23 protein-coding genes, 1 tRNA gene, 1 other RNA gene and 1 pseudogene are annotated in these 25,650 nt (G+C 70.9%); 11 read left to right on the forward strand and 15 right to left on the reverse strand.

All coding sequences use genetic code 11. The annotated features are described in order from the left end of the window. Positions 1 to 50: 50 nt before the first annotated feature. The 3 genes from ACO0M4_RS17445 to ffs all read right to left on the reverse strand — a co-directional run bounded on the left by ACO0M4_RS17445 (position 51) and on the right by ffs (position 3,381). On the reverse strand, positions 51 to 404 hold the full coding sequence (locus ACO0M4_RS17445; protein WP_430371499.1) for a YbaB/EbfC family nucleoid-associated protein: 354 nt from the start codon (positions 402 to 404) through the stop codon (positions 51 to 53). Positions 405 to 709: 305 nt separating this feature from the next. Beyond that, on the reverse strand, positions 710 to 3,238 hold the full coding sequence (locus ACO0M4_RS17450; protein ID WP_430371500.1) for a DNA polymerase III subunit gamma and tau: 2,529 nt from the start codon (positions 3,236 to 3,238) through the stop codon (positions 710 to 712). A gap of 44 nt (positions 3,239 to 3,282) precedes the next feature. Beyond that, positions 3,283 to 3,381, reverse strand: an RNA gene (gene ffs / locus ACO0M4_RS17455) — signal recognition particle sRNA small type. A gap of 141 nt (positions 3,382 to 3,522) precedes the next feature. Here ffs and ACO0M4_RS17460 point away from each other — a divergent pair. Continuing rightward, a tRNA-Ser gene (locus tag ACO0M4_RS17460) sits at positions 3,523 to 3,610 on the forward strand. A gap of 575 nt (positions 3,611 to 4,185) precedes the next feature. Here ACO0M4_RS17460 and ACO0M4_RS17465 read toward each other — a convergent pair. Beyond that, positions 4,186 to 4,395, reverse strand: coding sequence for a hypothetical protein (locus tag ACO0M4_RS17465; RefSeq protein ID WP_430373971.1), 210 nt, complete (start codon positions 4,393 to 4,395; stop codon positions 4,186 to 4,188). Between the two features lie 82 nt (positions 4,396 to 4,477). Continuing rightward, positions 4,478 to 4,912: pseudogene (locus tag ACO0M4_RS17470) on the reverse strand (TylF/MycF/NovP-related O-methyltransferase); the annotation flags it as partial. Between the two features lie 410 nt (positions 4,913 to 5,322). Between ACO0M4_RS17470 and ACO0M4_RS17475 the strand changes: the two are divergent. The 5 genes from ACO0M4_RS17475 (at position 5,323) to ACO0M4_RS17495 (ending at position 11,306) form a co-directional block, all read left to right on the forward strand. Continuing rightward, on the forward strand, positions 5,323 to 6,714 hold the full coding sequence (locus ACO0M4_RS17475; protein WP_430371067.1) for an IS1380 family transposase: 1,392 nt from the start codon (positions 5,323 to 5,325) through the stop codon (positions 6,712 to 6,714). Positions 6,715 to 7,430: 716 nt separating this feature from the next. Beyond that, positions 7,431 to 8,390, forward strand: coding sequence for a hypothetical protein (locus ACO0M4_RS17480; RefSeq protein ID WP_430371501.1), 960 nt, complete (start codon positions 7,431 to 7,433; stop codon positions 8,388 to 8,390). A 277-nt stretch (positions 8,391 to 8,667) separates the two neighbouring features. Further along, a complete protein-coding gene (locus tag ACO0M4_RS17485) occupies positions 8,668 to 9,456 on the forward strand; it encodes a GntR family transcriptional regulator (RefSeq protein ID WP_430371502.1) in 789 nt (262 codons plus the stop codon). 3 nt (positions 9,457 to 9,459) lie between these two features. After that, positions 9,460 to 10,218 carry a glycosyltransferase family 2 protein gene (locus ACO0M4_RS17490; protein WP_430371504.1) on the forward strand — a complete coding sequence of 253 codons (759 nt, stop codon included), beginning with the start codon at positions 9,460 to 9,462 and terminating at the stop codon, positions 10,216 to 10,218. A gap of 122 nt (positions 10,219 to 10,340) precedes the next feature. Beyond that, entirely contained in the window at positions 10,341 to 11,306 is a 966-nt protein-coding gene (locus ACO0M4_RS17495) for an FkbM family methyltransferase (protein ID WP_430371506.1), read from the forward strand. Positions 11,307 to 11,394: 88 nt separating this feature from the next. Here ACO0M4_RS17495 and ACO0M4_RS17500 read toward each other — a convergent pair whose 3' ends face one another. Beyond that, positions 11,395 to 12,639: an amidohydrolase family protein gene (locus ACO0M4_RS17500; protein WP_430371507.1), complete on the reverse strand. Its 1,245-nt coding sequence runs from the start codon at positions 12,637 to 12,639 to the stop codon at positions 11,395 to 11,397. 190 nt (positions 12,640 to 12,829) lie between these two features. On the opposite strand from ACO0M4_RS17500, the gene ACO0M4_RS17505 reads away from it, so the two are divergent. Beyond that, positions 12,830 to 13,279: a DoxX family membrane protein gene (locus ACO0M4_RS17505; protein WP_430371509.1), complete on the forward strand. Its 450-nt coding sequence runs from the start codon at positions 12,830 to 12,832 to the stop codon at positions 13,277 to 13,279. Positions 13,280 to 13,397: 118 nt separating this feature from the next. On the opposite strand, the gene ACO0M4_RS17510 is transcribed toward ACO0M4_RS17505, so the two are convergent. From ACO0M4_RS17510 to ACO0M4_RS17520, 3 genes are all read right to left on the reverse strand, one after another. Then, entirely contained in the window at positions 13,398 to 13,925 is a 528-nt protein-coding gene (locus tag ACO0M4_RS17510) for a hypothetical protein (protein ID WP_430371510.1), read from the reverse strand. 214 nt (positions 13,926 to 14,139) lie between these two features. Continuing rightward, positions 14,140 to 16,188 (reverse strand): ABC transporter transmembrane domain-containing protein, encoded by a 2,049-nt coding sequence (locus ACO0M4_RS17515; RefSeq protein ID WP_430373825.1) that lies wholly within the window; start codon positions 16,186 to 16,188, stop codon positions 14,140 to 14,142. A gap of 631 nt (positions 16,189 to 16,819) precedes the next feature. After that, the gene (locus tag ACO0M4_RS17520) at positions 16,820 to 16,996 is read right to left on the reverse strand and encodes a hypothetical protein (RefSeq protein WP_430371512.1); all 177 of its coding nucleotides are present in this window, start codon (positions 16,994 to 16,996) and stop codon (positions 16,820 to 16,822) included. A 308-nt stretch (positions 16,997 to 17,304) separates the two neighbouring features. Between ACO0M4_RS17520 and ACO0M4_RS17525 the strand changes: the two genes are divergently transcribed. Further along, positions 17,305 to 18,501: a sensor histidine kinase gene (locus ACO0M4_RS17525; RefSeq protein WP_430373826.1), complete on the forward strand. Its 1,197-nt coding sequence runs from the start codon at positions 17,305 to 17,307 to the stop codon at positions 18,499 to 18,501. Beyond that, positions 18,489 to 19,145: a LuxR C-terminal-related transcriptional regulator gene (locus tag ACO0M4_RS17530; RefSeq protein WP_430371513.1), complete on the forward strand. Its 657-nt coding sequence runs from the start codon at positions 18,489 to 18,491 to the stop codon at positions 19,143 to 19,145. Before ACO0M4_RS17525 ends, ACO0M4_RS17530 begins: the two co-directional genes overlap by 13 nt. 158 nt (positions 19,146 to 19,303) lie before the next feature. On the opposite strand, the gene ACO0M4_RS17535 is transcribed toward ACO0M4_RS17530, so the two are convergent. The 6 genes from ACO0M4_RS17535 to ACO0M4_RS17560 all read right to left on the reverse strand — a co-directional run bounded on the left by ACO0M4_RS17535 (position 19,304) and on the right by ACO0M4_RS17560 (position 24,008). Next, on the reverse strand, positions 19,304 to 21,853 hold the full coding sequence (locus tag ACO0M4_RS17535) for a SpoIIE family protein phosphatase (protein ID WP_430371514.1): 2,550 nt from the start codon (positions 21,851 to 21,853) through the stop codon (positions 19,304 to 19,306). Between the two features lie 193 nt (positions 21,854 to 22,046). Next, on the reverse strand, positions 22,047 to 22,463 hold the full coding sequence (locus ACO0M4_RS17540; protein ID WP_430373827.1) for an Lrp/AsnC ligand binding domain-containing protein: 417 nt from the start codon (positions 22,461 to 22,463) through the stop codon (positions 22,047 to 22,049). Further along, a complete protein-coding gene (locus tag ACO0M4_RS17545) occupies positions 22,373 to 22,690 on the reverse strand; it encodes an Lrp/AsnC family transcriptional regulator (RefSeq protein ID WP_430371515.1) in 318 nt (105 codons plus the stop codon). Before ACO0M4_RS17545 ends, ACO0M4_RS17540 begins: the two co-directional genes overlap by 91 nt. 114 nt (positions 22,691 to 22,804) lie before the next feature. Then, entirely contained in the window at positions 22,805 to 23,230 is a 426-nt protein-coding gene (locus tag ACO0M4_RS17550; RefSeq protein ID WP_430371516.1) for a hypothetical protein, read from the reverse strand. After that, positions 23,227 to 23,538 (reverse strand): hypothetical protein, encoded by a 312-nt coding sequence (locus ACO0M4_RS17555; RefSeq protein WP_430371517.1) that lies wholly within the window; start codon positions 23,536 to 23,538, stop codon positions 23,227 to 23,229. The genes ACO0M4_RS17550 and ACO0M4_RS17555 overlap by 4 nt, the downstream gene beginning before the upstream one ends. Continuing rightward, the gene (locus ACO0M4_RS17560) at positions 23,535 to 24,008 is read right to left on the reverse strand and encodes an ATP-binding protein (RefSeq protein ID WP_430371519.1); all 474 of its coding nucleotides are present in this window, start codon (positions 24,006 to 24,008) and stop codon (positions 23,535 to 23,537) included. The genes ACO0M4_RS17555 and ACO0M4_RS17560 overlap by 4 nt, the downstream gene beginning before the upstream one ends. A gap of 167 nt (positions 24,009 to 24,175) precedes the next feature. On the opposite strand from ACO0M4_RS17560, the gene ACO0M4_RS17565 reads away from it, so the two are divergent. After that, a complete protein-coding gene (locus tag ACO0M4_RS17565) occupies positions 24,176 to 25,027 on the forward strand; it encodes a helix-turn-helix domain-containing protein (RefSeq protein ID WP_430371521.1) in 852 nt (283 codons plus the stop codon). A gap of 29 nt (positions 25,028 to 25,056) precedes the next feature. Continuing rightward, complete coding sequence (locus tag ACO0M4_RS17570) at positions 25,057 to 25,320, forward strand: DUF397 domain-containing protein (protein WP_430371522.1); 264 nt, start codon at positions 25,057 to 25,059, stop codon at positions 25,318 to 25,320. Positions 25,321 to 25,650 lie beyond the last annotated feature (330 nt).

A 25,650-nucleotide genomic window follows, 5' to 3' on the forward strand; every position in this document is an offset into this window, starting at 1 on the left:
GAACGTCTTCTCTCTCTTCTGCCGTGCTGCGTACGCTAGTTGGCTACTCCTCAGAAGGGGAGGCCGGGGATGCCACCGCCGCCGCCCAGCGCCTGGGCGAGCGGACCGAGCTTCTGCTGCTGGATCTTCTGCGCGGTGGCGTTGGCGTCGCGGACCGCCGCGAGGACGAGGTCGGCGAGGGTCTCGGCGGTCTCCTCGGCGGAGTCGGTGTCGACCGCCTTCGGGTCGATCACCAGCGCCTTGAGCTCACCGGAGCCGGTCACCGTCGCCTTCACCAGGCCACCCCCCGCGGAACCCTCCACGGGCGTCTCGGCCAGCTCCTGTTGGGCGGCCGCGAGATCCTGCTGCATCTTCTGGGCCTGCTGGAGCAGCTGCTGCATATTGGGCTGACCACCGGGGATCACGACATGGCTCCTGCCGTACGACAACGATTGGTGCGGTAGCCCGAGCCTACGTGTTTCCCGCGCCTGGCGCCCTACGCCGTAGGGAGGAGCACTGAGGAGCACTGATGTACCCGGTACGCCCCTGGGACGGGCCGGCGGCCACCCTCCCGCCCAGGTGCGCGGAGCGCGGTCGGAGCGTGACGCTCCGCCGCCGGGGCCGCGCCCACCAGCGCTGACGCACCGCCCCCACACCGCCGCTCACTCATGGCCGCGTGCTCAGCTCGTGGCCGCATGCCACTCGGTGCCGCGGGTCACTCGTGGTCGCATCACTCGTTGTCGAACTCTTCCAGGACCGTCGCGCCCAGTTCGCGCACGATCAGCTCGTGCCCACTCAACGCCGAGTCGACGAGGTCCGGGTCGTCCTCCGCCGGCATGTCGTACTCGATCGACATCGGGGGTTCCGGCGCGGCGTACGAGGGCTCCGCCGCCGGTCCGCCCTGGCCGCCGCCCGTGGACGGCGACGAGGCCACCGCCTCGCGCGCCATCCGGGCGCCCTGACCGCCACCGGATCCGGCACCGCCCGACCCGTACGACTCGGGCGCCGCCGGGGCGCTCTGCCGGGCCGGGGCCTGCGGCGCCGCCGGCTGCGGCGCACCGCCCCCGCCGCCGAAGCCGCCTCCGCCGCCCCGGGCACCGCCGGCCGGCGGATTGGCGCCACCGGACGGATCGACGATCGCCTCGACCCGCCACTGCAACTGGAAGTGCTCGGCGAGCACTTCCTTGAGGACGTCCTCACTGCCGCCGTTGGCGAAGCTGTCCCGGGCCCCGGCGTTGGGGAACCCGATCTGCAGCGTGGTGCCGTCGAAGCCGGAGACCTGGGCGTTCTGGCTCAGCAGGATCCAGGTGAAGCGCCGGCGGCCTTTGACCGCGTCCAGGATCTGCGGCCAGAGCTGCCGCACCTGCGCGGCACCCTGCGCCGCCCCACCGGACACCGGCCCACCGGCCATCGACTGACCGGGCCCCACCGGGGCGGGAGCGCCACCGCCGCTGGACACGGGTGCACCACCGGCCTGTGCGGGGGCACCGCCACCGGTCCCGGACGCCGCCGGCGCCCCGGTCGCCGCCGGTCCGCCCTGCCCGGGCGCCACGGCCGACGGCCAACTGCCGGGCTGCCGCGCCGCAGCGCCCTGCCCGGCGCCCGCCGCACCGGCACCGCGGCTGCCACCGGGCCACGCTCCGGGCCGCGCCGCGCCACCCTGCGGCGCAGGGGCCGGCCCGGCCTCCTGGCCGCCCGGCGCACCGGTCTGCGCCGCGCCGTAGGCACCGCCCCCGGCCGGCGCCGCACCCGCGTCCCCGCCTGGCCCGGCAGCAGCCGGAGCAGCAGGGCCAGCAGGCGCAACGGCCCCCGCAGGGCCCACCCCCGGGCCCCCGCCGGGCACCGGAGCCGCGCCCGAGGCCGCCCCTGCGCCCGGGCCGCCCGTCGTTCCACGCACCGCGGCCCGCGCCGCCGCCGGTCCGGACGGTCCGGGCGGTCCGGCAGCCGGCATCGGCGGATGGGCCTCCGCGCCCGGCGCATACGCGACCGCGGGCCCGCCGGACTCCACCATCGCCCCGCCGGGACCAACGCCCCCCGTGCCACCGGCGCCACCAGCCGCCCCGAGCCCGCCGCCCAACGCCATCGCCGCCGCACCGGCGCCGATCCCGCGCTCCAGGCGGTCCAGCCGCGCCTGCATCGACCGCTCGTCGTCGTACGCCGCGGGGAGCAGCACCCGGGCGCAGATCAGCTCCAGCTGGAGCCGCGGGGAGGTGGCCCCGCGCATCTCCGTCAGACCGGCATTGACCAGGTCGGCGGCCCGGCTCAGCTCGGCCGCCCCGAACACGGACGCCTGGGCCGTCATCCGCTCCACGACATCGGCCGGGGCGTCGATCAGCCCCTTCTCCGCGGCGTCCGGCACCGCCGCCAGGATCACCAGGTCCCGCAGCCGCTCCAGCAGGTCGGCCACGAACCGCCGCGGATCGTTCCCCCCCTCGATGACCCGGTCGACGACCTCGAAGGCGGCCGCCCCGTCCCCGGCCGCGAACGCCTCCACGACGGAGTCGAGCAGCGACCCGTCCGTGTACCCCAGCAGCGACGTCGCCATGGCATACGTCACACCGGCTTCACCGGCGCCGGCGAGCAGCTGGTCCATCACCGACATCGAGTCACGCACCGAACCGGCACCGGCCCGCACCACCAACGGCAGCACGCCGTCCTCGACCGGGATCTCCTCCCGCCCGCACACCTCCGCGAGGTACTCCCGCAGCGTCCCGGGCGGCACCAAGCGGAACGGATAGTGGTGGGTCCGCGACCGGATCGTCCCGATGACCTTCTCGGGCTCCGTGGTCGCAAAGATGAACTTCAGGTGCTCCGGCGGCTCCTCGACGACCTTCAGCAGGGCGTTGAACCCCGCCGAGGTCACCATGTGCGCCTCGTCGATGATGTAGATCTTGTACCGGCTGCTGGCCGGCCCGAAGAACGCCTTCTCCCGCAGCTCACGCGCGTCGTCGACACCACCGTGCGACGCCGCGTCGATCTCGATCACATCGATCGAGCCCCGGCCGTTCCGCGCCAGGTCCACGCACGAGTGGCACTTCCCGCACGGCGTCGGAGTGGGACCTTCCTCACAGTTCAAACAGCGCGCCAGGATCCGCGCGCTCGTCGTCTTGCCGCAGCCGCGCGGCCCACTGAACAGATACGCGTGGTTGACCCGGTTGTTCCGCAACGCCTGCTGCAGCGGGTCGGTCACGTGCTCTTGCCCGATGACCTCGGCGAAGGACTCGGGGCGGTAGCGGCGGTACAGCGCAAGGGACGACACGCATACGACGATATCGGGCCCCACTGACAACCGGTCGCCCCGCAAACGCAAGCGCCCCTCACGCACCCGCCAGAGCCGACCTACCCTTGCTGCCTTCCGGCCCTGGGGGAGTTCAGTCAGATAGCGCCACGTGAGGGGCTGGGCCCCACATTAGCGGATCCCCACCCCAAGAAACGAACCTGCCCCCCACCGGCCTCCCCCTCACCCCCTCCCCGACCCCCTGGCCACCCCTCCCGCCAGATCGTGTTCGCGAGCACTCCCCAACGTCTTGTATTGTTTGCGGCGGAGGATTCGCCTAGTGGCCTAGGGCGCACGCTTGGAAAGCGTGTTGGGGGCAACCCCTCACGAGTTCGAATCTCGTATCCTCCGCCAGTGCTCTCACCGGGCACGATGTCGAAGGGCCCCACCGTTCGCGGTGGGGCCCTTCGACGTTTCGTCCGAGCCCCCACCGGTTACCTCCCGGTCCTGGGGCCTGCCGACCCGGCGGCTTCGCTTCGGCGGCGTCGTGGGGGCGAAGGCTTCACCGCCTCCTTAGCCAAGGAGCGCCGGCTGTCCTGGGGAGTCCTCGGAGTGGCTGACGTCCGAGCGGGGCCGTGTGCATGCCAGCAAGGGAAGGGGGACGGGAGGAGAGTAGGAGCAGGGCATGAGGAGGGCATGAGGGGGACATGGCGGAAATTCGTGTTGGGGGTTTTCGCGGTCCGGTGAATACCCCCGCTCCTTTACGGCTGCCGGTCACCGAGCCCTATCGCCGCGGAACAGTTCAGGCGTTCCACCGGTCGCTCCCTCTGTTCAGCGCCCCATCTGTTCAGTGCTCGACCTTTTCAGTGCTCGATCTGTCCAACGATCGTTCTGTTCCGTGATTGATCCGTTCGGTGATCGGTCCGTTCGGTGATCGATTTGCGGTGGTCGGGTTTCGTGAGGTGGAAAGTTCTGGGCCGGCCGTGGGGTCATCTGAAGCTGCCGGCGCGGTCCAGATGTCGGTAGACGCCCAGGCCCCAGCCACCTCCGGCGGATGCCACGGCCACCGGCGACGGCGCTCCGAAGAACTCCTCGCACGCCCTCATCACGCCCGGCGACTTCGGCTGCGCCGGATACCTGCCGTCCGCCCCTGGTGCGGAGGCGTCCGCGTAGTCGTCGAGGACGAGCACCGACCCCACTGAAAGGCGCGGTACGCAGGCACGCAGACAGGTGAGATGCGTACCGGCCGGCGTCCAGGTAGCCGAACGCGATCCGCTCCGGTAGGTGGTGGGGCAGCGTCTGGTTGAACCAGCCCTCGTGGATGACCGGTTGGGGCAGTCCCCAGGTCTCGTGCAGACTGCGCACCTCCGTGGCGCAGGCGGCGAACTCGCCGGCAGCCAGATGGTCGCCGTCGTGCGCTCCCGCTTCCGGTAGCCCCTGGAAGGCGTCGTAGGTGTGGATCACCCGGTCCGAACAGCCCTGTCCCTCCAGGACGGCCCGCATCCACGCGGTCATCCCGCCGCGGAAGCAGCCGAACTCCACCACAGCTCCGGGGACGCCGGTGGCCACCACGCGCGACAGCTCCCGTTCCACCACCGGCATCCGCCCCCGGTTGACGGTCCGCGGTCGCTCGCCCAGCTGGGCCTCCCGCAGCGCTCCACGAACATCCGACATGTCCCACCGAACCTCTCCGCCATAGGAATGCCACCGCCACATCGTTCAACGTCGCTCGGCTCCGGCATTGTGCTTTCTCGCCATGCATGGGCAGCGGGAAGCGCACAAAAACTCACGGTCTCCCGCTCAACGAGGAGCTGAGCGATATCGCCTCAGCTCCAACGTCAATGCGCCACTCGCCTCGTACGCCTTCGGGAGGATGCCGTTTCGGTCGCGTAGCGGGCGAACAGGGTTGCCGTGGATTTGTAAGCACCTCCATCATCGAACGTTCATTTCGCGACGTTCTGGTGCCTGCGCGTTTAGTCCCTTCGTCGACACCAGCACGCTGAGCCCCGATCCACCGGTCGGTGATCGAGGCGGGCGGGGGCCGGGAACGAGGAAGTGCCTTGTGACCTGCGATGATGGGAGTTCTTGAGGCTTCCACCACGCACGATCGACAAGGCACTTCCGGGATGCGATCTTCTCACAGCACGGCGAGGGTTTCCGCACGGTTCGATGATCCGAATCTGGTCGCGTACGGTGGGCTGGCCCCGGTGGTGCGCCTGGCGGAGCGGTGCGGGTTGCCTCGGCTGGCCGGGCAGTTGATCCGGCTGCCGAAGAACCGGGACGGCACCGGTGCGTTCGCCGCGGCGAAGCTGATGACGCTGATCGCCGGGATGGTGGCCGGGGCGGACAGCATCGATGACATGGACCGGTTGCGGCACGGTGCGATGGGGAAGCTCTTCGGCGGGGTGCGTGCGCCCTCGACGCTGGGCAGCTTCCTGCGGTCCTTCACTCACGGGCATGTGAAGCAACTGCACGCGGTGGCACGGCGGTTCCTGCCCGAACTGGCCGCGCACACCCCGCTGCTGCTCGGCATCGACACGGTGGCCTACGTCGACCTGGACGACACCATCAAGCGCACCTACGGCTACGCGAAGCAGGGCACCGGTTACGGCTACAACAAGGTCAAGGGGCTCAACGCGCTGCTGGCAGTAGTCTCCACGCCGATGGCCGCCCCGGTGATCGCGGCCAGCAGGCTGCGCAAGGGCGCGACCAACTCGGTGCGTGGTGCGGCTTCGTTCGCCGCTGAGGCGATCCGCGCTGCGAGGGCCTGCGGCGCCGGTGGTCTGGTGGTACTGCGGGCGGATTCCGCGTTCTACGCCGCCGAGGTGATCGCCGCCTGCCGGTCCCTGGGCGCGAAGTTCTCCATCACGGTGCGGATGAACGCCTCCGTCAAGAAGGCGATCGCGACGATCGACGAGGACGCCTGGAGGCCGATCAAGTACCCGAAGGCGGTGTGGGACCAGGAGGAGCAGTGCTGGATCTCGGACGCCGAGATCGCTGAGGTCACCTACACCGCGTTCACCTCGAAACCGAAGAAGCAGCAGGTCACCGCCCGTCTCATCGTCCGCCGTGTCAAGCGCCTCAACCCGGACGCGGCCCCGCAGGGCCAGGGTGAGCTGTTCACGCTCTACCGCTACCACGCCGCGTTTACCGACTCCCCGCTGCCGCTTGTGGAGGCCGAAGCCGATCACCGGCGGCACGCTGTCGTCGAGCAGGTGATCGCCGATGTCAAGGGCGGGCCGTTCGCGCACGCACCCTCCGGCGACTTCCAGGCGAACGCCGCCTGGCTGGCGCTGGCCGCCTGCGCCTTCAACCTGACCCGCGCCGCGGGCACCCTGGCCGGCACCTTCCACGCCAAGGCGACCACCACCACCCTGCGCGACCACCTGATCAACGCCCCGGCCCGGCTGGCGCGTTCAGCCCGCAAGCTGACGCTGCACCTGCCCGAACACTGGCCCTGGAAGGAGGCGTTCGACAATCTCTTCGCCGCCGTGCACGCCCCACCCCAAGCGGCCTGACGCCCCATCCGACCCGCCCGCGAGGGCCCGACACCTGTGGACATGTGGAAAAGCTGGGCAGACCAGCGGACACCCCACACCCTCCACCGGATCAACCAACCTCAAGGACCCGAACCCACCGAAACGATCACTCCGGAATCAAGCCGGTGGATCGGGGCTGAGCTGTGCGTCCGTCAGCCAGTACGAGGGAGGCTGCCGACGGTCCAGCCGCAGCCGGTCGAGGGTGCAGATGCGACGCTCCGCGCAGAGCTGCTAGGCGCCCAGCACTTGTCGCACGTACTGCGGAATCGTCAGCTCTAGTCGCCGTTCGACGCAGCTGACGCAGTTCGCCGCCTCCCACTCAACGCCGTCGCTGGAGGCGCATACATCGAGGCAGTGCGCACCTGCACACCGTTTTCTACGCGACATGGAGCCGTACTCCAGGCGCACGGGGAAGGCGACTGAAGGCTGGGGGCTGGTCTCGCGCGGGGCGACACCGCAAGCTCCGGGGCCACGCCAACGGAGCAAAAACAGTCAATGAAGATCAATAGAGTTCAGTAAATTATCAATGAAGATCGCGATTATCCAATAATGACACAGTTGTATGCACTGCATGGAATCTGGCAGCGACTACAGATGCACTCCTCTACCATCCATTGAAACAGAGCTAGACTCCCAACTACTCCTCTTCGGACCTCCGAGAAATTAACGCAAAGCACGGAACGGAAGGACAAGTCATGCCCGCGGAAGACAGCAGCGAGCCACGCACGTATACCGAAACCATCGAGGTGACGCCGGACAGGTGCTCGACATGGATGGAAAAGCGGACATGCAACCGTGTCCCCTTGAAGCGGTCCAATGTGGACAAATTCAAAACCATTCTGCGAAATAGGCTGTTCCGCACCACGCATCAGGGCTTCGCGCTGGACTGGCACGGTTGCCTCATCGACGGACAGCACCGCGCCGCTGCCATTATCGAAACCGGCGTTACGGTGACCGCACAGGTCACATACAACCTCAGCCCGGACACCTTTGCCGCAATCGACGGTGGTCGCGTCCGCTCAGCCGCCGACTTCGTCGCGCAGATTACGGAGATGAAGCAGAGCAACGCCAACGTCTACGCGGCCGCGCTGAAGATCCTGGCCAACCGCGCAGCGGGTCTCCACTGGATGAGGTGGACCAACGGGCGACTGACCCCGGAGCAGCTGCAGGACTTGGTCCCCAGCTGGCCGGTCGACGAGGAGCGCATCGTTCGTATGGTCGGCAAGGGAAAGCAATGCCATTCCAGCGCAACAGGATTGATTGTCGCATTCAAAATCATTACCGAAGTGTGGCCGGAGAGTATCGCCGACCTCTTCTTCGACGGAATCGGATCGGCCTGTCGCGAGTTTGTGGGTCGGGATCCTCGCGCCACCTACACGAACACCATGATCAACGTCAATCGCGGGGTCGTGAGCAGGGACAGCGTTCAGCAATCGGCGCAGGCCATCAAGGCATTTAACGCCCTGGTGTCGGGCGAATCCATTGGCACGCTGAAGAAGATGAAAGCGGCGGGTGTGAAGATCGTCAAAGATCGGCGAACCGGCAAGGAGATCCAGCAGGAGTACCTGGCGGATCGCTATCCGGAGGTAATTCAGCCGGCTATCAATATCAGCGACACGTGGCTCGAGAATGTCGGCGTCGAGCCGAACGGATAGATGTCTCCTTCCGCAACTGGGCGGCGAGGGTGCCCACATCCGATCTGTGGGCACCACGCAATCTTCCGCCTCGTTTCCTTTCAGGTGCCGCCTGTTGCCGGCCGCTCCGGCCCGCTACGCGGCGGGCGCACGATGCAGGTGCATCGCACGATTTGGCAACTCGTCAACACCTCATGAGGAGTCGTAGCCTGGAGGTAGGCGGTTGATTCGGCTGGGGCGGGCGGCCGGGCTTCTGGGGCGCGGGCCGGAGCGTCGGGCGACGGAACGGTGAGCACCCATGGCAGTGGCGTACGAGCGGATCGCGGACGAGCTTCGTACTGCTATCCGTGGCGGCCAGCTGAGGCCCGGGGACCGGCTGCCGGCCGAGACGAAGCTCGCCGAGGAGTTCGGTCGTAGCGTGCCGACCATCCGGGAGGCGCTGCGTGCGCTACAGGACGAGGGGCTCATCGAGAAGCAGCACGGCATCGGGAACTTCGTCCGCCGTCCGCGTGCCCTCGCGCGGCGCAGCAATCTTCGGCACCAGTGGGAGAAGGACCGGGCGCGGGCGCCACTGGAGCGGCGGGCGCAGACCGGGGCCACCGAGCACGACACCGGCCTCCGGGTCGGCGATCTGGTTTTCCGCGCGCGGTACCGCGAGGTCGAGGCGACTGCGGCCCTCGCGCAGGCGCTCGGCGTCCCCGAGGGGACGGCGCTGCTCCGGCGTAGTTACCGGACCCGGTGCACCGTCGAGAGCGCCCCGTTCAGCCTGGTCACCTCCTACCTCGTCCGCGACATGATCGTCGGCAATCCCGACCTCCTGGACGAGACCAAGGAGCCGTGGCCGGGAGGCTCGCAGAGCCAGCTCCATTCCGTCGGGATCGAGCTGGACCGCGTCGAGGAGCACGTCACCGCTCGTCCGCCGACGCCCGAGGAGGCCGAAGAGCTGGAGTTGCCGCCCGGGACGTCGGTGCTGGTGCTCCGGAAGGTCTCCTACGACACCGATCGCCGCGTCGTGGACGTCACCGACGTCATCCTGCCCGGCGACCGCACGGAACTGGTCTTCACTACTCTCCTGGAAAGGTGGTGAGCCGTGCGTCGGCGCATCATCATCGTCACGGCCGTCCATGCCCCCTCCGCGCCGTATTTGCCGGACGCCTACGCGTCGCTCTGCCGGCAGGAGCTCCCTGACGGGTGGGAGTGGCATTGGGTCGTCCAGGAGGACGGCATGAGCGCGGAGGTCGCTCCGCACGTTCCGGACGACCCGCGGGTGACTTTCCGTCAGGGGCGGCCCGGCGGACCTGGCGTCGCGCGCACCATCGCCCTGGCGCAGGCGGAGGGCGAGTACGTCAAGGTCCTGGACGCCGATGACCAGTTGCCGCCCGGCGCGCTCGCCCGTGACCTGGCCGTCCTGGAAGGCGATCGCAGCCTCGGCTGGGCGACCTCGCGCGTCCTCGACCTGCTCCCGGACGGTTCGACGGTCGGCTTCGAGGGGGATCCGGCGCCCGGTCCGATCGAGCGCGGCGCGGTCCTCGACTTCTGGAAGGCGCACGACTACCTGGCGCCGGTCCACCCCGCGTCCCTGTGTGTCCGCCGCGATCTGCTGCTGGCTCTAGGGGGCTGGATGGCGCTCCCGGCCTCCGAGGACACGGGGTTGCTCCTGGCGTTGAACGCCACCAGTCGCGGCTGGTTCTCCTCTGAGGTGGGTCTGCTGTACCGGAAGTGGCCCGGGCAGGTGACCAGTCAGGCGTCGCACACCGATGCGGCCGAGCGGGACGCCCGGATGGCCGTTGTGGAGGCCCGGGCGCGTCAGCTGGCCCGCTTCGAGTGGCGTTTTCCGGCCAATGGCTAGTCGCGTGTGGGGGGTTGGGGCGGCTTCGGTGCCGGTGGTGCCTTCGGGGTCGGCAGGGGGCGGCCGCCGGTGTGGGATGCGTCTCCTTGCTGTCCGTCGGGAGGTCTCGTAGCGTCGCGGACATGTCTTCCGCCGGGCTCCGTCCTCCGCCGTCCGAGACGCACTTGGTGCCCCCGCCGTGGACGCCGCTGCTGTTGGCGTCCCGCTGGTGGGTCCGCCATGGGTGGGGCCTCGGCCTGAAGCGGTTGATGTTGCGCGAGTGGCTCGATGTGGGGCTGCGGCAGAATCCGCGCCGCGATCGGGTGGTGCGGACCCGGTACGGCTTCCGGGTCCGCATCGGCACGACGGAGGATCTGATCCAGCGGTCGATCCTGGTGCACGGGTGCTGGGAGCCGCAGGTCAGCGCGTTCATCGCGGCGCGGCTGAAGCCCGGCTCCGGGCTGGTGGACGTCGGGGCGAACCTGGGGTACTACTCCCTGCTCGCCGCCCAGCTGGTTGGCCCGGAGGGAATGGTGGTCGCCGTCGAGCCGGCCCCCGACATGCACAGTGCGCTGCGGGCCAACATTGACCTGAACGGCTTCTCCCACGTACGGGCGGTGCGGTGCGCGATCACGGCGGAGCCGGGCGAGGTCCGGCTGTTCGTCCCGCACGCCGGGAACCTGGGCGCCACGAGCCTGATCCAGCCCGAGCGGCACGAGGCCGAGCTGCGGGTGCCGGGCCTCCCGATGACCGAGGCGGTGACCGCCGAGGAGTTCCGGCGGGCCCGGATCATCAAGATCGACGTCGAGGGGGCCGAGGGGACGGTGCTGGCCAGCCTGGTCCCGCTGCTCGACGAGCTGCCGGCGGACTGCGAGATCGTGGTGGAGGTCAGCCCGGACCGGCTGGCCGCCTGCGGGACGACCCCGGACGAGGTCCTGGCGCCCTTCCTGGCACACGGCCTGCACCCGTACCGCCTGGTCAACTCCTATATGCCGGAGGACTATCCGGCGATGTTGCGACAGCCGCGCCCACCGGTCCGGGTGCGCGGACCGGTGACCGAGCAGATGGACCTGGTCCTGTCGCGGGTGGACGCGGACGCGCTCACCTGACCGGCCCGCGCCCCGGCCGCGCCCCCGCCGCTGCCCGGCCTCGGGCACGGCCTGAGCCACGCTCTCCGGCGCGGTCTCCGACGCGGCCTCAGGCGCGGTCTCCGGCGCGGTCGCGGTCGAAAGGCAGGTCCAGCATGCGGATCGCGTTCCCGCGGAGCAGTTTGTAGGCCACGTCCTCCGGGAGGTGGCCTACGTGGTCGGCGGCCACCTCCTTGGTGTGCGGCCAGGTGGAGTCGACGTGCGGGTAGTCGGTCTCGAAGGTCGCGTTGTCCACCCCGACGGTTTCGATCGCCTCGACCCCGTGCTTGTCGCGGAAGAAGCAGCAGAAGATCTGTCGGTAGTAGTAGGTCGACGGCGGTTCCGGGATCAGGTCCTTCACCCCGCCCCACGCCCGGTGCTCCTCCCAGACGTCGTCGGCCCGCTCCAGGGCGTACGGGATCCAGCCCATCTGGCCCTCGCTGTAGGCGAGTTTGAGCCGCGGGAACTTCACCAGCACCCCGCTGAAGAGGAAGTCCATCATCGAGGCCATCGCGTTGTTGAAGGAGAGCGACGCCTGGACGGCGGGCGGTGCGTCCGGGGAGGCGGCCGGCATCTGCGACGACGAGCCGATGTGCATGTTCACGACCGTCCCGGTCTCTTCGCAGGCCGCGAAGAACGGGTCCCAGTAGCCGGAGTGGATGGACGGCAGGCCCAGGTAGGTGGGGATCTCGCTGAAGGTGACCGCCCGGACGCCGCGGGCGGCGTTGCGCCTGATCTCGGCGACGGCGAGGTCGATGTCCCAGAGGGGGATCAGGCACAGCGGGATGAGCCGGCCGCCGCTGTCACCGCACCACTCCTCCACCATCCAGTCGTTGTACGCCCGGACGCAGGCCAGTCCGACCTCCTTGTCCTCCGCCTCGGCGAAGGTCTGCCCGCAGAACCGCGGGAAGGTCGGGAAGCAGAGCGACGCCTCGACGTGGTTGACGTCCATGTCCACCAGGCGGGCCTTGGGGTCCCAGCAGCCGCGCCGCATCTGGTCGCGGGTGATGCCGTCGAGCGTCATCTCGTCGCGGGAGAAGCCGACGGCCGCGATGATGCGCTTGTACGGGAAGAGCAGCCCTTCGTACTCCCACCAGTCCGTGAGTTGGCCTTCCGGGTCCGTGGTGAAGCGGTACTTCCCGCCGACGTACGCCAGCTCGCCGATGCCGGCGGTGAAAGGTTTCGGGCCGCGGTCGCGGTACTTCCGGGGCAACCAGGTCTCGAAGAGGTGGGCCGGCTCGATCACGTGGTCGTCCACGCTGATGATCCTCGGCAGCTCCGCGGTGCCGTTGGTGCTGCTGTTGCCGCTGGTCACGCTGTACCCCCAACTGCCGTGCCGGTGAGTCACGCCGGTCCGGAATCTGACGACCCATCAGTTCGGAGGTTAGGAGCTCGCCCTTGCAACCACAAGGGAGGGCCGGAAACTCGACCTCTTGCGCGATCGGCCGACCTCCGCTGAACTGACGGACCATCAGATAGCCAGGGAAGTGAGAGGGGCAGCTCGCATGCAGACGATCTGGCTCACCGACGCCGAATGGCTCGCCGTCCTCCGCATCGGTCTCGGGCTGTGGTGGCTGGAGAGCTGGCGCCACAAGGACAAGAAGAGCTGGTTCGCCGGCGGCGGCATCGACTGGGCGGCCGGCGTCGCGGCCAAACACCGCTGGTCCGTGGTCCGGACGGGCTTCGACCGCGTCGTGAAGCCCCGGCCGCGACTGATGGCGTACGTCGTCGCCTACGCGGAGCTGGCGCTCGGGCTCGGCTTGATCATCGGGCTGTTGACCCCCGTCGCCCTGATCGCCGGACTGGTGCTCAACCTGATCTACCTCGTCCTGATGATCCACGACTGGGCGGAGCAGGGGCAGAACCTGATGATGGCGCTGGTCTCCGCGGTCGGCTTCTTCGCCGTGTCCTGGCAGAGCTGGTCGGTGGATGGCGCATTGGGGTTGTTCTGGTGACGGGGGTGTTCCCTGGGATGGGGGTGTTCCTGTGACGGGGGCGTTCCCGTAGTGGTGCGGTTCCTGTGACGGGGGCGTTCCCGTAGTGGTGCGGTTCCTGGGGCGGGGCTGGCTCGTCTTACATCCAGCCGGCCGCCTCGGCCGCCGCCACGGCTGCCGCCTCGTCCGCATCCGCCGTCCGGTTCAGCGCCTCGTCCCGGCCCCGCGCGGCCTGGCCGGCGGCTGCTCCACCGGTCATGGAAGCCTTGATGGCGGCGCGGTAGGCGACGTCCGAGAGGTCACCGGCTCCCGCGTGGGACTGCGCCACCTTGGCTACGACGGCGGCCGCGGCGGCGGCGTTCCGTGCGCAACGGGCGTCGGCCGCGGGGTCGAGGGGAAACTCGGGAAGGCGCGCGAGGGCCTGCGCGGACAGCCGGACGGCGTTGGCCGCCTTCGCGGTGGGGTCCTTCGGCACGACCTGCGCATCGTCCTCGGCGATACCGGCGTAGCGGCACATCGCCGTGGCCCGGTCGATCGCGCTACGGCCGCGTGCCAGATGCCGCTTGCGCAAGGCGTCCCCGTCCCCGGAGGCCGACGCCTCGCCGTGGCGCTCTCCGCCTGCGTCGCGTGCGGGGTTCTGCGGCGCGTCGTCATGGGATGTCCTCATGGCCGTCTCCTTGTCCGTCGAGCGCCGCGAAGGGATCGGCCGGTCGGCGGGGTGCCGTGACCTGCCGAACCGGCGGGCGCGGCCCGAGCCGTAGGCGCCGGCAGGGTGACACGTCCGCCGCGAACACACCAGAGCACTGCGCGGGGCGCCGAGGGACGTCCCGTTGGTCGTGGGTGTGGTGGCCGCGTTAGAGGAGCAGCGCATACCGGCCGCTCTAGTGCCCCGAGTCGGGCCTCCCCCCTGCGAACAGTTCCGCGTACAACCCGCCGCGGAGGAGGAGTTCGGTGTGGGTGCCCGATTCGGTGAGGTTGCCGTCGTCGAGGACGAGGATGCGGTCGGCGGTGGCGGCCAGGTCGAGGTCGTGGGTGATGACGAGGGTGGTGCGGCCGGCGGCGAGGCGGTGGAGGGGGGTGAGGATGCGCTGGGCGGCGAGGGTGTCGAGGCCGGTGGTGGGCTCGTCGAGGATGAGGACCGGGGCGTCGCGGAGCATGGCGCGGGCGATGGCGATGCGTTGCAGCTGGCCGCCGGAGAGCGCGGCGGTGGCGGGGGCGATGACCGTGGCGTAGCCGTCCGGGAGGGCGGTGACGAAGGCGTGGGCGTCGGCGGCCTGGGCGGCGTGGACGACTTCCTGGTGGGTCGGGTCGGGGCTCTCGCGGCCGCAGGCGATGTTGCGTTCGATGGTGTCGTGGAGGACGAGCGTCTCTTGGGGGAGCAGGGTGATGTTGCGGCGGAGGTCGGCGAGCGGGAGGCGGTCGACCTCGATGCCGTCGAGGCGGATGGTGCCGGCGTCCGGGTCGTAGAAGCGCAGCAGGAGCGCGGCGAGGGTGGACTTGCCGGCGCCGCTGGGGCCGGTGACGACCAGGAACTGGCCGGGGTGCGCGGTGAAGGAGAAGGCGTTGAGGGCGTTGTGGTGCGGGGAGTTGGGGTAACGGAAGGTGACGTCGTCGGCGGTGACCTCGCCGTGGGCGCGGTACGGGAACGGGGTGGTGCGGGCGGGTGCCGGATCGGTGACGGCGGGTCGGGCGTCGAGGATCTCCAAGAGTCGGTCGGCGGCGGCGGTGGCGGCGGTGGCGGTCAGACCCAGCTTGCCCAGGGAGCGGATCGGCGGGTAGAGGTAGCCGATGAAGGCGGCGAAGGCGAGGAGCTGGCCGAGGGTCATCCGGCCGGCGGAGATCTCCCAGGCGCCCAGGCCGATGATGGCCAGTACGCAGAGGGTTTCCAGGATTTCGATGAACTGGTCGTAGAGGGCGTTGAGGCGGGCGCTGGCGACGGAGGCGCGCAGCCAGCGCAGGGCCTCCCGCCTCAGGCGTTGTTCCTCGTCGCGCTGGCGGTTGTACGCCTGGGTGAGGACGACGTTGACCAGCGTTTCCTCGACGACGGAGGTGAGGGCGCCGTCGGCGGCCCGCTGGCGGCGGGAGACGTCGCGGAGCCGGCCGGTGAAGCGGCGGGTGGCGGCGAAGAAGATCGGGGCGGCGACGAAGGTGGCGAGCGCCAGTTCCCAGCGCAGCAGGAGTGCGGCGGCGCCGTAGAAGAGCGTGCTGAAGACGGCCGCGCAGGCGCCCACCAGCCCGCTCACCACGAGGCTTTCGATGGCGTCGACGTCACCGGTCAGCCGTTCCACGAGGTCACCGCGGCGGTTGCGTTGGAAGAAGTGCGGCGGCAGCGTCTGGAGATGGGTGAAGACGCGGGCGCGCAGGCGCAGCAGGAAGCGTTCCGCGGTCCAGGCGGCGAGGGAGTTGCCGAGGTAGCCCGCCACGGCGCCGATGACCGCGATCGCGAGCCACATGCCGGCGGGGTGCCAGAAGGCGCTGACCGAGCCCTTCGCCAGGGCGTGGTCGGTGAGTTGGGCGAAGATCAGGATCGTGACGGTCTCGGCGAGGGCGGCGAGGATGGCGCACAGTCCCACCAGCAGCATCCAGCGGCGGTCGCCCAGGGTCAGCGGCCAGAAGCGGCGGAACGCCTCCACAGGGCCGACGTGGCGGGTCAGGATGGGGGCGTCGGTGGGGAGGTGGGTGGGGGTGGTGGGGGTGGTGGGGTGGGCCGGCTCCGGCCCCGTCTCCGGCCCCATCTCCGGCCCGGGTGGCGCGGATTGTGCTGTCGGGCGCGGGCGTTCGGGGGTCGGTGCGGGCGACGGCCCGGCGAGCGTGGCCGTCTTCGTCCCTCGGCCGCGGGGCGTCGGCGTCTCCCGGTCGTTGGCCGTCCCCGCCTTACGTCCGTCGGCCGTTCTGGGGCCGCGGGCGCGGCGGGAGGTGCGCAGATGCATGGTCACGAGGTGTAGTGCGGGCCGGTGAACCGGGTGACGGCAGCCCACGAGGCCGGCTCGCGTGCGATACGCGAGCCCGCCTCGGGCTGTGTATCAGGTCCCTAGGCCCGAATCACATGTCACTGTCACTGGTCGTCAACTGTCGTTCGAGGTAAGGACAACAGATGAGGACAACAGGTCGGATGGACGGATCAGAACCTACCGACGAGGAAGAAACCACGGCCGCCGTGGCCACGGTGGCCATAGCCCCCGCGTCCGCCGTACCCGCCGTATCCTCCGCGTCCTCCGTAGCCGTCACCCCAGTCTCCGCAGCCACCACCGTGGCGTCCGCGGTCGTTGTTGCGGTTGCGGGGGAAGAATGCCCTGAAGGTCATCTTCGCCTCCTATGAGAGGAATGGCGCCGCAGCTTCCCGGACCGTGCTCTGGTGGCGATTCGGCGCTCCCGTCGGGGCGTTCCCTAACGGTTTCGTTCCGGCGGAACGTTCTCGCCGCGACACTTTCGACACTACGACGGACACTCGGCACCAACAAGTACCTTTGCGTGAAAATTCAGGCAAAACAGGCAGGTCACTGTGGGTGTCCCGGCGCTTGCCGATGGTCCACGCGGGCCACCCGGAACGCGGTGGCGGCGTCACGGGCGCCGCCTCCGACGCATCAGGAACAGGGCCGCGGCCGACACGATGACCACGCTGCCGGTACCGACGCTGATCAGGACCTGCTGGACGCCGTCGAAGGCGAAGCTGGTGGCGACGTTGACGACGAGGGCGACGGCCAGTGCGCACCAGACCAGGGCTTTCAGGGCGTTCATCGGTGGCGTTCCTTCCGGGCGTGAGACGGGTCCGGGGCCTGGGGCCGGGGACCCGGGGCGGTGCACAACAGGGGGCTGGGGCGGGCGCGGTCACCGGTGCGGACGCCATGTCAGCAGCGGTGACCCTGTGCGCTCGGCCCGTCCACCACGATGCCCGGCGCGCGGGCCGGCGACGAGGGAGCGCACCCCCTGATCAGGGGTGTAGCGCGCTACACCCCCGGGGTTGGGGCCGACCCGGCCGTGCCCGCCGGTACCGTCGCCTAGCCCGTTGGCCATCTAGCCTGTTGGCCATGGGGGGCGGGGCGGGGATGCGGACAGCGGTACGGCGGGCGGCGCGTGCCACCGGCCAGTTGACGGCGGGGGCGGGGCTGGCGCTGCTGTCGTACCTGTTCTTGGCGGTGCTCCTGTTCACCGCCGTGGCGACGCTCATCGTGATCGGCGCGGGGGTGCTGCCCGAGACGGTGCTGATGCTGCGCGGGATGGCCGGGTTCAAGCGGCGCCGGGTGGCCGCCTGGACGGGCGAGCCGGTCCCCGCGGCGTATCTGCCGTTGCGCGGCGGGCTCGGCGAACGGGTGCGGACGGCCCTGTCGGATCCCGGGACGGTGCGCGATCTGCGGTGGCTGGTGGTGCACTTCGGCTACGGCTGGCTGCTGGCGTACGTCTGCCTGCCGCTGTGGGCGCTCGGGCTGGTGGTCGACGGGGTGTGGTGCGGGCTGTTCAGGCGCCGGGCGGTGGTGTTGCCGCTGATCGGGCGGCTCGCCGACCTCGACGCGGCGTGGTCGCGGGCACTGCTGACGCCGACACCGGAGGCCCTGCACACCGGCCGACTCGCGGAACGCGTCGAGGAACTGACCGTCACACGGGCCGGCGCGGTCGCCGCCCACGGCGCCGAACTACGGCGCATCGAACGGGATCTGCACGACGGCGCACAGGCCCACTTGGTGGCGCTGTCCCTGCGGCTGGGGCTGGCGCGCCGGATGTACGACGCGGACCCGCAGGCCGCGCGCGCACTGCTGGACGACGCCCAGGACCAGGCCGAGGAGGCCCTCACCGAGCTGCGGCACGTCGTCCGCGGCATCCATCCGCCGATCCTGACCGACCGTGGACTGGCCGGTGCGGTACGGGCCTTGGCGGCCGGCAGCGGTCTGACGGTGGAGGTGCGCGAGAGCGGCCGCACCCAGGCGCCGCGCGCCCCGGCGGCGGTGGAGGCGGCCGCGTACTTCGTGGTCGCGGAGGCGCTGACCAACGCGGCCAAGCACGGCGGGGCGGACCGGGCGGCGGTCGAACTCACCCGTTCGGCAGGGGCGTTGCGGGTCCGGGTGCGGGACGAGGGCCGGGGCGGCGCCCGTGAGGGGGGCACCGGGGCCGGCACGGGCTCCGGGGCCGGCGGCACCGGGCTGCTCGGGATGCGCCGGCGGGTCGCCGCCCTCGACGGGACGATGGAGCTGGTGAGCCCGGTCGGCGGGCCCACCGTGATCGAAGTGGAGCTGCCGTGCGCGTGGTGATCGCCGAGGACAACGCCTTGTTGCGGGAGGGGCTGGTCCTGTTGCTGACCTCCGCCGGGCACGACGTGGCGGCGGTCGCGGCCACCGGACCGGAGGTACTGCCGGCCCTGCTCACCCACCGGCCGGACGTGGCGGTACTGGACGTGCGGATGCCGCCGGGGTTCCGGGACGAAGGGCTGCGGGCGGCGCTCGCGGCGCGCAGGGAGCTGCCCGGGCTGCCGGTGCTGGTGCTGTCGCAGTACGTCGAGGAGACCTACGCCGCCGAGTTGCTGGGCGACGGCGCGGGCGGGGTCGGCTACTTGCTCAAGGACCGGGTGGGCCGGGTGGACGCCTTCTTGGACGCGTTGGAACGGGTCGCGGGCGGCGGTACGGCGCTGGACCCGGAAGTGGTCACCGAGTTGTTGACCCGCCGCCGGGACGATCCGCTGGACTCGCTGACGCCGCGCGAGCGCGAGGTGCTCCAGTTGATGGCGGAGGGCCGGGACAACTCCACCATCGCGCGTCTGCTGGTGGTCTCGGACCGGGCCGTCAGCAAGCACATCGGCAACGTCTTCGCGAAGCTGGGGCTGCCGCCGAGCGACAGCGGGCACCGCCGGGTGCTGGCCGTGCTGGCGTATCTCAACCGGCGTACGGAGAAGGCGTAGACGGGCCATCGGGCGACCGACCCTGTGCGGGCGGGAACCGTGCCGCGCGGGCCGGTGGGCCCGGTACGGCCCGAGCGGCCCGAGCGGGTGCCGGGCGGGTGCCGGGCGGGTGCCAGGCGGGTGCCAGGCGGGTGCCAGGCGACCGCACCCCGGTCCGGTCACCCCACCGCGACCGCGCCCTCCCCGTCCCCCGACGACGACGCCTGTTCCGACCCCTGCCCGTCTCGGTCCCCCTGTCCCTGCTCCGCCCAGATGATCTTCCCGTTGGTCGTGTAACGGGTGCCCCAGCGGCGGGTGAGCTGGGCGACGATCAGCAGGCCGCGGCCGCCCTCGTCGGTGGTCCGGGCGTGCCGCAGATGCGGGGCGGTGCTGCCGGTGTCGAAGACCTCGCAGATCAGGGCGGCTTCCTGGCGGATCAGCCGCAGCGTGATCGGGCCGCTGCCGTGCCGGATGGCGTTGGTGACCAGTTCGCTGACGACCAGTTCGGTGGTGAACCGCAGCGGCTCCAGCCCCCACTCCGTCAGCTGCCGCCCGGCGAGGTTGCGGGCGCCGGCGACCACGGCCGGGTCGGTGCCCAGGTCCCAGGAGGCGACCTGGCTCGCGTCCAGGGCGTGCGTCCGGGCCAGCAGCAGCGCGGCGTCGTCGGACGGTGGCTCGGTGAGCAGCGCCGTCACCACGTTCCCGCCGATCTCCTGGAGCGTCGCGCCGGGCGCGGCGAGGGCGCCGCCCAGCCGGGCCATGCCCACCCCGATGTCCCGGTCGTGGGTCTCGATCAGGCCGTTGGTGTAGAGCGCCAGCAAACTGCCCTCGGCCAGCTCCAGTTCGGCCGATTCGAAGGGCAGCGCGCCCAGGCCGAGCGGTGGTCCGGCGGGCAGGTCCGGGAACTCCACGGCGCCGCCCGGGGCGAGGACCGCGGGCGGCAGATGGCCGGCACGGGCCATCGTGCAGCGCCGGCTGACCGGGTCGTACACGGCGTACAGGCAGGTGGCGCCCAGGAAGCCCTGGAGGGTGGCGGCCGTCTCGTCGTCGGCGGCCGCGCCGCCGTCCCGGCGGGTCTCCATCAGCCCGATCACCAAGTCGTCGAGCCGGGCGAGGAGTTCGTCCGGCGGCAGGTCCAGATTGGCCAGGGTCCGCACCGCGGTCCGCAGCCGGCCCATGCTGGCCGCGGCGTCGAGGCCGTGCCCGACCACGTCCCCGACGACCAGCGCCACCCGCGCCCCCGACAGCGGGATCACGTCGAACCAGTCGCCGCCCACCCCGCTCGGCGCGTCCGCCGGGAAGTACCAGGACGCGACGTCCAGGGCCGCGCCGCCGGCCAGCGCGTGCGGCAGCAGGTTGCGCTGCATCATCCGGGCCGCGGTGCGCTCGCGGGTGAACCGCCGCGCGTTGTCGAGGCAGACCGCGGCGCGGGCGACCAGTTCCTCGGCGAGGCGCACGTCGTCCGCGCCGAAGGGCCCCAGTCGCCGGGACCGGACGAAGGTCGCCGTGCCGAGGGTGATGCCGCGGGCCCGGACGGGTGCCACCATCGCCGACCGGAACCCGTAGGCGCGCACGATGTCGGCCCGCCGCGGGTCCTCGGTCACCCAGGGGCTGTCGGCGTGCAGCAGCGGTTCCACCACCGGTTCCCCCGACAGCAGGCAGCGCGCCATCGCCGACGACGGCGCCCGCCGGACCGTCTCGCCGACCGCCAGCGCGGCCTCCGGACACCCCTCGCGGACCGACCGCTGCCCGGTCCGCCGCATCGTCGGGGTGCTGTCGACCGGCCCGGGGACCGGTTCCTCGCCGCGCAGCACGGAGTCCAGCAGATCGACGGCCACGAAGTCGGCCAGCGCCGGCACCGCCACGTCGGCCAGTTCCTGCGCGGTCCGCGTCACGTCGAGGGTGCTGCCGATCCGGGCGCTGGCGTCGTTCAGCAGCGCCAGTCCTTCCTGGGCCCGCCAGCGTTCGGTGACGTCGATGACCATGTACCAGATCCCCACGCACCGGCCGTGCGGGCCGGCCAGCCGGAAGAACGACGCCGAGTAGGCCCGTTCCTGGGTGGGATCGGCGTAGGTGGGGCTGCGGAACTCGTAGTCCATCACCGGGTGCCCGGTCTCCAGCACCCGCCTCATCCGCTCCTCGAACGCCTCCGCCTCCAGTCGCGGCAGTACCTCGCCCACCGTGCGCCCCAGCCGCTGCTCCAGCGGGATCAGGCGCTCCAGTACGGCGTTCACCCAGACGTAGCGCAGCTCGGTGTCGAGGACGGCCATGCCGACCGGTGCATGGGCCAGAAACGGTTCCAACATCAGCTGGTTCACCCCGCCGCCGGGGACCCGCCACTCCTCCAGGGCGACCACCGACCACCGCCCGGCCCCGGCTCTCCCGTCGTCGGTCGAGGCGAGCACCGGCGAGACCTGCACCGCGAGCTGGATCGCCCGCCCGTCCCGGTGCCGGGCCGCCACCGACCCGCTCCAGCCGTCCTCCGCCCAGTGCGCCACGGCGGCGACCCGGGCCGCGTCCCCCGGTACGGCCAGCAGCTCCACCGCGTCGTGCCCCAGGACCTCCGCCGCCGGGTACCCGAGCAGCCGTTCCGCCGCCCGGGTCCAGGAGACCACCACCCCGTGCCCGTCCAGCTCGGCCGCGGCCGCCGTGGCGAGGTCGCAGGCCCGGCCCGGCCCCTCGTCCGCCCCGTCGCCCGGCCTCTGCGGCCGGTCATTCTCCGAGGTCATCGCATCGCCAGTCCGTCGCAGCCTGTACTTTCCGGGGCGCTGCCGTCTCCGTGGCGCGGGGCCGGTACGGTCCGCCGCCGGCGGGCGCTCGCCGGGCCGGTGGTCCACCGGCGTGCTCGGCGGTGTCGGGGGCGGCCGCCGTGTCCTTCCCGCCGCGCCCACACTCTGCCCGCTACGCCCCGCCTTGCCCATTTTAGGAGCAATGCGAAGGCGAAGCGGAGGGGAGCACCGCGGCAGAGCAGAAGCGGAGGGGAGCACCCCGAAAGCGGAGCGGTGCCGCGGTGCCGATCAGCTCCCGTCGATGGTCGGCGGCGCGGGCAGCGGCCCGCCCTCCGCGATCCGGCACCGGGTGGGGGTGGGGTCGTCGCCGGGTAGGGGTGGGTTCGTCGCCGTACGGGTCCCAGTCGGTGGCGGTCAGCAGCAGGCGCAGTACGACCGCGGTGTGGATGCCGGTGACGCCGGGGATGCGGGCGATCGGCCCGTCGACCAGGGAGAACAGCTGATCGGGGCCCGGCACGATCAGCTCGGCGACGACCTCGGACGCGCCGGTGGCCACGTCCACCGCGCGGACGTCCGGCCGCCGGGCCAGTGCCAGTGCCGTCTCGTGCAGCCGGCCGGGGGCGCAGCGGCCGTCGGGTTCGACGACCAGGCCAGGCCCTCGCCGAGGTGCTCGGGCACGAGGAAGGCGGTGAAGCGGACCAGGCCCGCGGCGATCAGCCGGTCGAGGCGGCGGGCGACCGTCCGCTCGTGCACGCCCAGGCGCGCCCCGACGTCGGCGAAGGCGGCGCGCGGTTCCCGGGCCAGGATGCGGATGGCGGCGTGATCCAGCTCGCCCAAAACCTCCGCGTCCCGGTTGAGCGGCCGCCGGTGACACGGGGGGGGGAGGCTGGAGGCTCCCACCCACCGCCCCGGGCCGGGACGGAAATCCGGCCACTCGCCCGAGGGGGCCGGTCACCCCGGCACGGCCGACCACCAACCACCCGCCGCCCCCACCACACCACCGAACCCCACTCCCCCCTCAGCCACCTCCGGACAACGCGGCCCCGTACGACTCACCACCGGCAGGAAGAACACCGGCCGCGCCGACCACTCCACCCACACCCCACCGCAGTTGAGCGCCAGCCCACACGGCTCCCCCCGGTGCAACGCGGCAATGGCCCCCACGCGCCCGCCGCCCTGCACCCCGCTCAACACCCGCCGCCGCGCCCGCCCGGCCAGCCCACCGGCCATCCTCCGCGCATCCGCCCCGATCGCCCGGGCCGCCTGCGCCGGGCTGTCCACCGCGAACGCCACCCGCGACGCGACGATGTCCGCGTCCAGCGACCGGTACACCACCCGCTCGCACCAGATCCCCGGCGTCCCCACTCCCCGCGTCACGCCGCCACCTCCAGCGACGCGGCGACCGGCCGCGCCACCAGCGCATACGCACACCCCTCCGCATCAACGACGGTCAGCGCCACGGCACTTCCCCCCGCCAACGCATGCACCGCCCCGCCGAACTCCCCCGCACCGTCCAGCCAGGCCCGCACCCCACCCTCATACGGTGCCCCTAACTGCTGCGCCACGTGCACGGCCCGCCGCCGGACCCACCCCACCGCCCGACGCGGCGACGACGACGCCAGCCCGCCCAGCTCGATCGCCACCCCGTCCGGACACCGCACCGTCACCTCCGCCCGATACCTCACACCGCCCCCACCACGGCCAACTCCGCCCACACGACCTTTCCGATGCCGTCCGGCACCACGCCCCAGCCACTTGCCAAGGCGTCCACGAGCACCAGTCCACGCCCACATTCCGCGTCCTCCTCCACGTCGTCCTTCACCACCGGCTCTTCCGCACTCCCGTCCCGCACCTCCAGCCGCAGCCGCCCACCCCCGTCCGCCAGCACGAACCGCACCCCGACCCACGCCCCATCCACCGCCGCCTGCGCCCGCACCGCATTGGCAACCAACTCGGACACCAACACCCCAGCCGTACAAGCGAGTTCGTCCGCTACGCACCACTGCCGCAACAGCCGCCGCAGTTCCCTACGAGCCCATCCAGCGCTCCGGGGCTCACTCGGTATGCGGTAGGCAACGGCGGCGGAAACGACGGGGGCGAGTCGAGCTACTACGGGCCGAGCGCGTGCGGACATGGCTATCCCCTTGGAGCGCATGACGGAGTTGCGAGATCACTCGACGGTGAGCAACTCAACACACCGAGTGACTACGGGACTAGACTGCTCCGGACGACTCCAGATTGCAACCGACCAATTGGAACTTGTCCCAACTCACCTCGTAGGGGCTAGTGTTCTGCGTACGCACACGTCGAGAGGGGGGCCTCATGGCCGGGACACAACCGCCGGTGTGGCGGCGCCGCCTTGCCGGCAAGCTGGTCGAGTTCAGGGAGCAGGCAGGGAAGACACCAGAAGAGGCCGCCGAGCGCATCGGCTGCCACCGCACGAAGATCAACAGAATCGAGAACGCCCGCCTCGGGATCTCACTGGGTGAGCTGCGCGATCTGCTGACGTATTACGAAGTGGACGACCCCGCCGAGGTCGACGGCATGGTGGAGTTGGCTCAGCGACGCCGAGAACCTTCCTGGCTACGCCGCGCGGCTCTCGTGCGTCCTTCGATGAAGGACCTCGTCCACTACGAGGAGACCGCTTCGTGCATCCGGTCGTTTCAGAACAACCTCATCCCAGGGCTGTTGCAGACACCTGACTATGCCCGCGCCATCCTCTCCGCACCTCCGTCCGCGCTCGGGCACGAAGGGATAGAGGCTCTGCTGGAAGCGCGCGTAAAAAGACAAGAGGTGCTGGAGCGCGCCAATCCGCCGCGCTTGCACGCAATACTGATCGAGTCCTCGCTTCGAGTTCAGGTAGGCGGCCTCTCGGTGATGCGCCGCCAGTTGGAACACCTTGAGGCCATGGCAGACCATCCCGCGGTCGAGTTGCAGACCATCCCCGACCAGGCAGGCGCTCACGGCGGACTGAACTGTGCGTTCGTACTATTCAGCTTCCCCAACCCCGCGTATCCCGAAGTCGTATCGGTGGAGCACCGCACCGGCATGCACTACATGGAGACCCAGGACGAAACAGTGCAGTACGCGACGATCTTCGAATCGCTCCGGTCGATCGCACTGGGCCCCACGGAAAGCATCGAATTGATCGGCCAGGTGCGGAAAAGCCTCTAACAGGACCCGCGCCAGAGAGGTAGCTAACGATGAGCACCCAAATCTCTGAGAACCACACGTGGCAGAAGAGCAGCTACAGCGGCACGGGCGGCAACTGCGTCGAGATCGCTACCTGGCGCAAGAGCAGTTACAGCGGCGACGGGGGCGAGTGCGTAGAGGTGGCACACAACGCCCCGGGAACCACCGCCATACGCGACAGCAAGGACACCTCAGGCCCCCACCTGACCGTCGGCGCCGGCGCCTGGGACTCGTTCCTCACGTCACTGAAGAACAGCGCACCCGCGACCATCTGAGAACGCACGGGCACGGCATCGCCGGAGCCCCGGACCCGCCCACCGCGGCCCGGGGCTCTCCCGCCTCCCCGACCCTCGATGGCGGGTGTCCGCCTCGCATCGTGAACTGCGCCGCCTCGCAACCTGATGCCCGCCTTCGCCCTCTTCCTGGACGACGGATCGATGTGGTCGAACCGGCCCAACCGTTGCTTGTCGAAGGGGAATCGATGTTCCGCAACGCAGTCCGGGCCCTGAGTGTCGCCGCTCTTGTCGCGGTGCCCTCGCTGGGAACGGCCGCAGGGGCAGCGGCCTATGGAGTAAGCCCGGCTCCGTCCGGGAGCCCGTCGGCAG

Source organism: Streptomyces sp. RGM 3693, assembly GCF_050471125.1.
Lineage (GTDB): Bacteria > Actinomycetota > Actinomycetes > Streptomycetales > Streptomycetaceae > Streptomyces.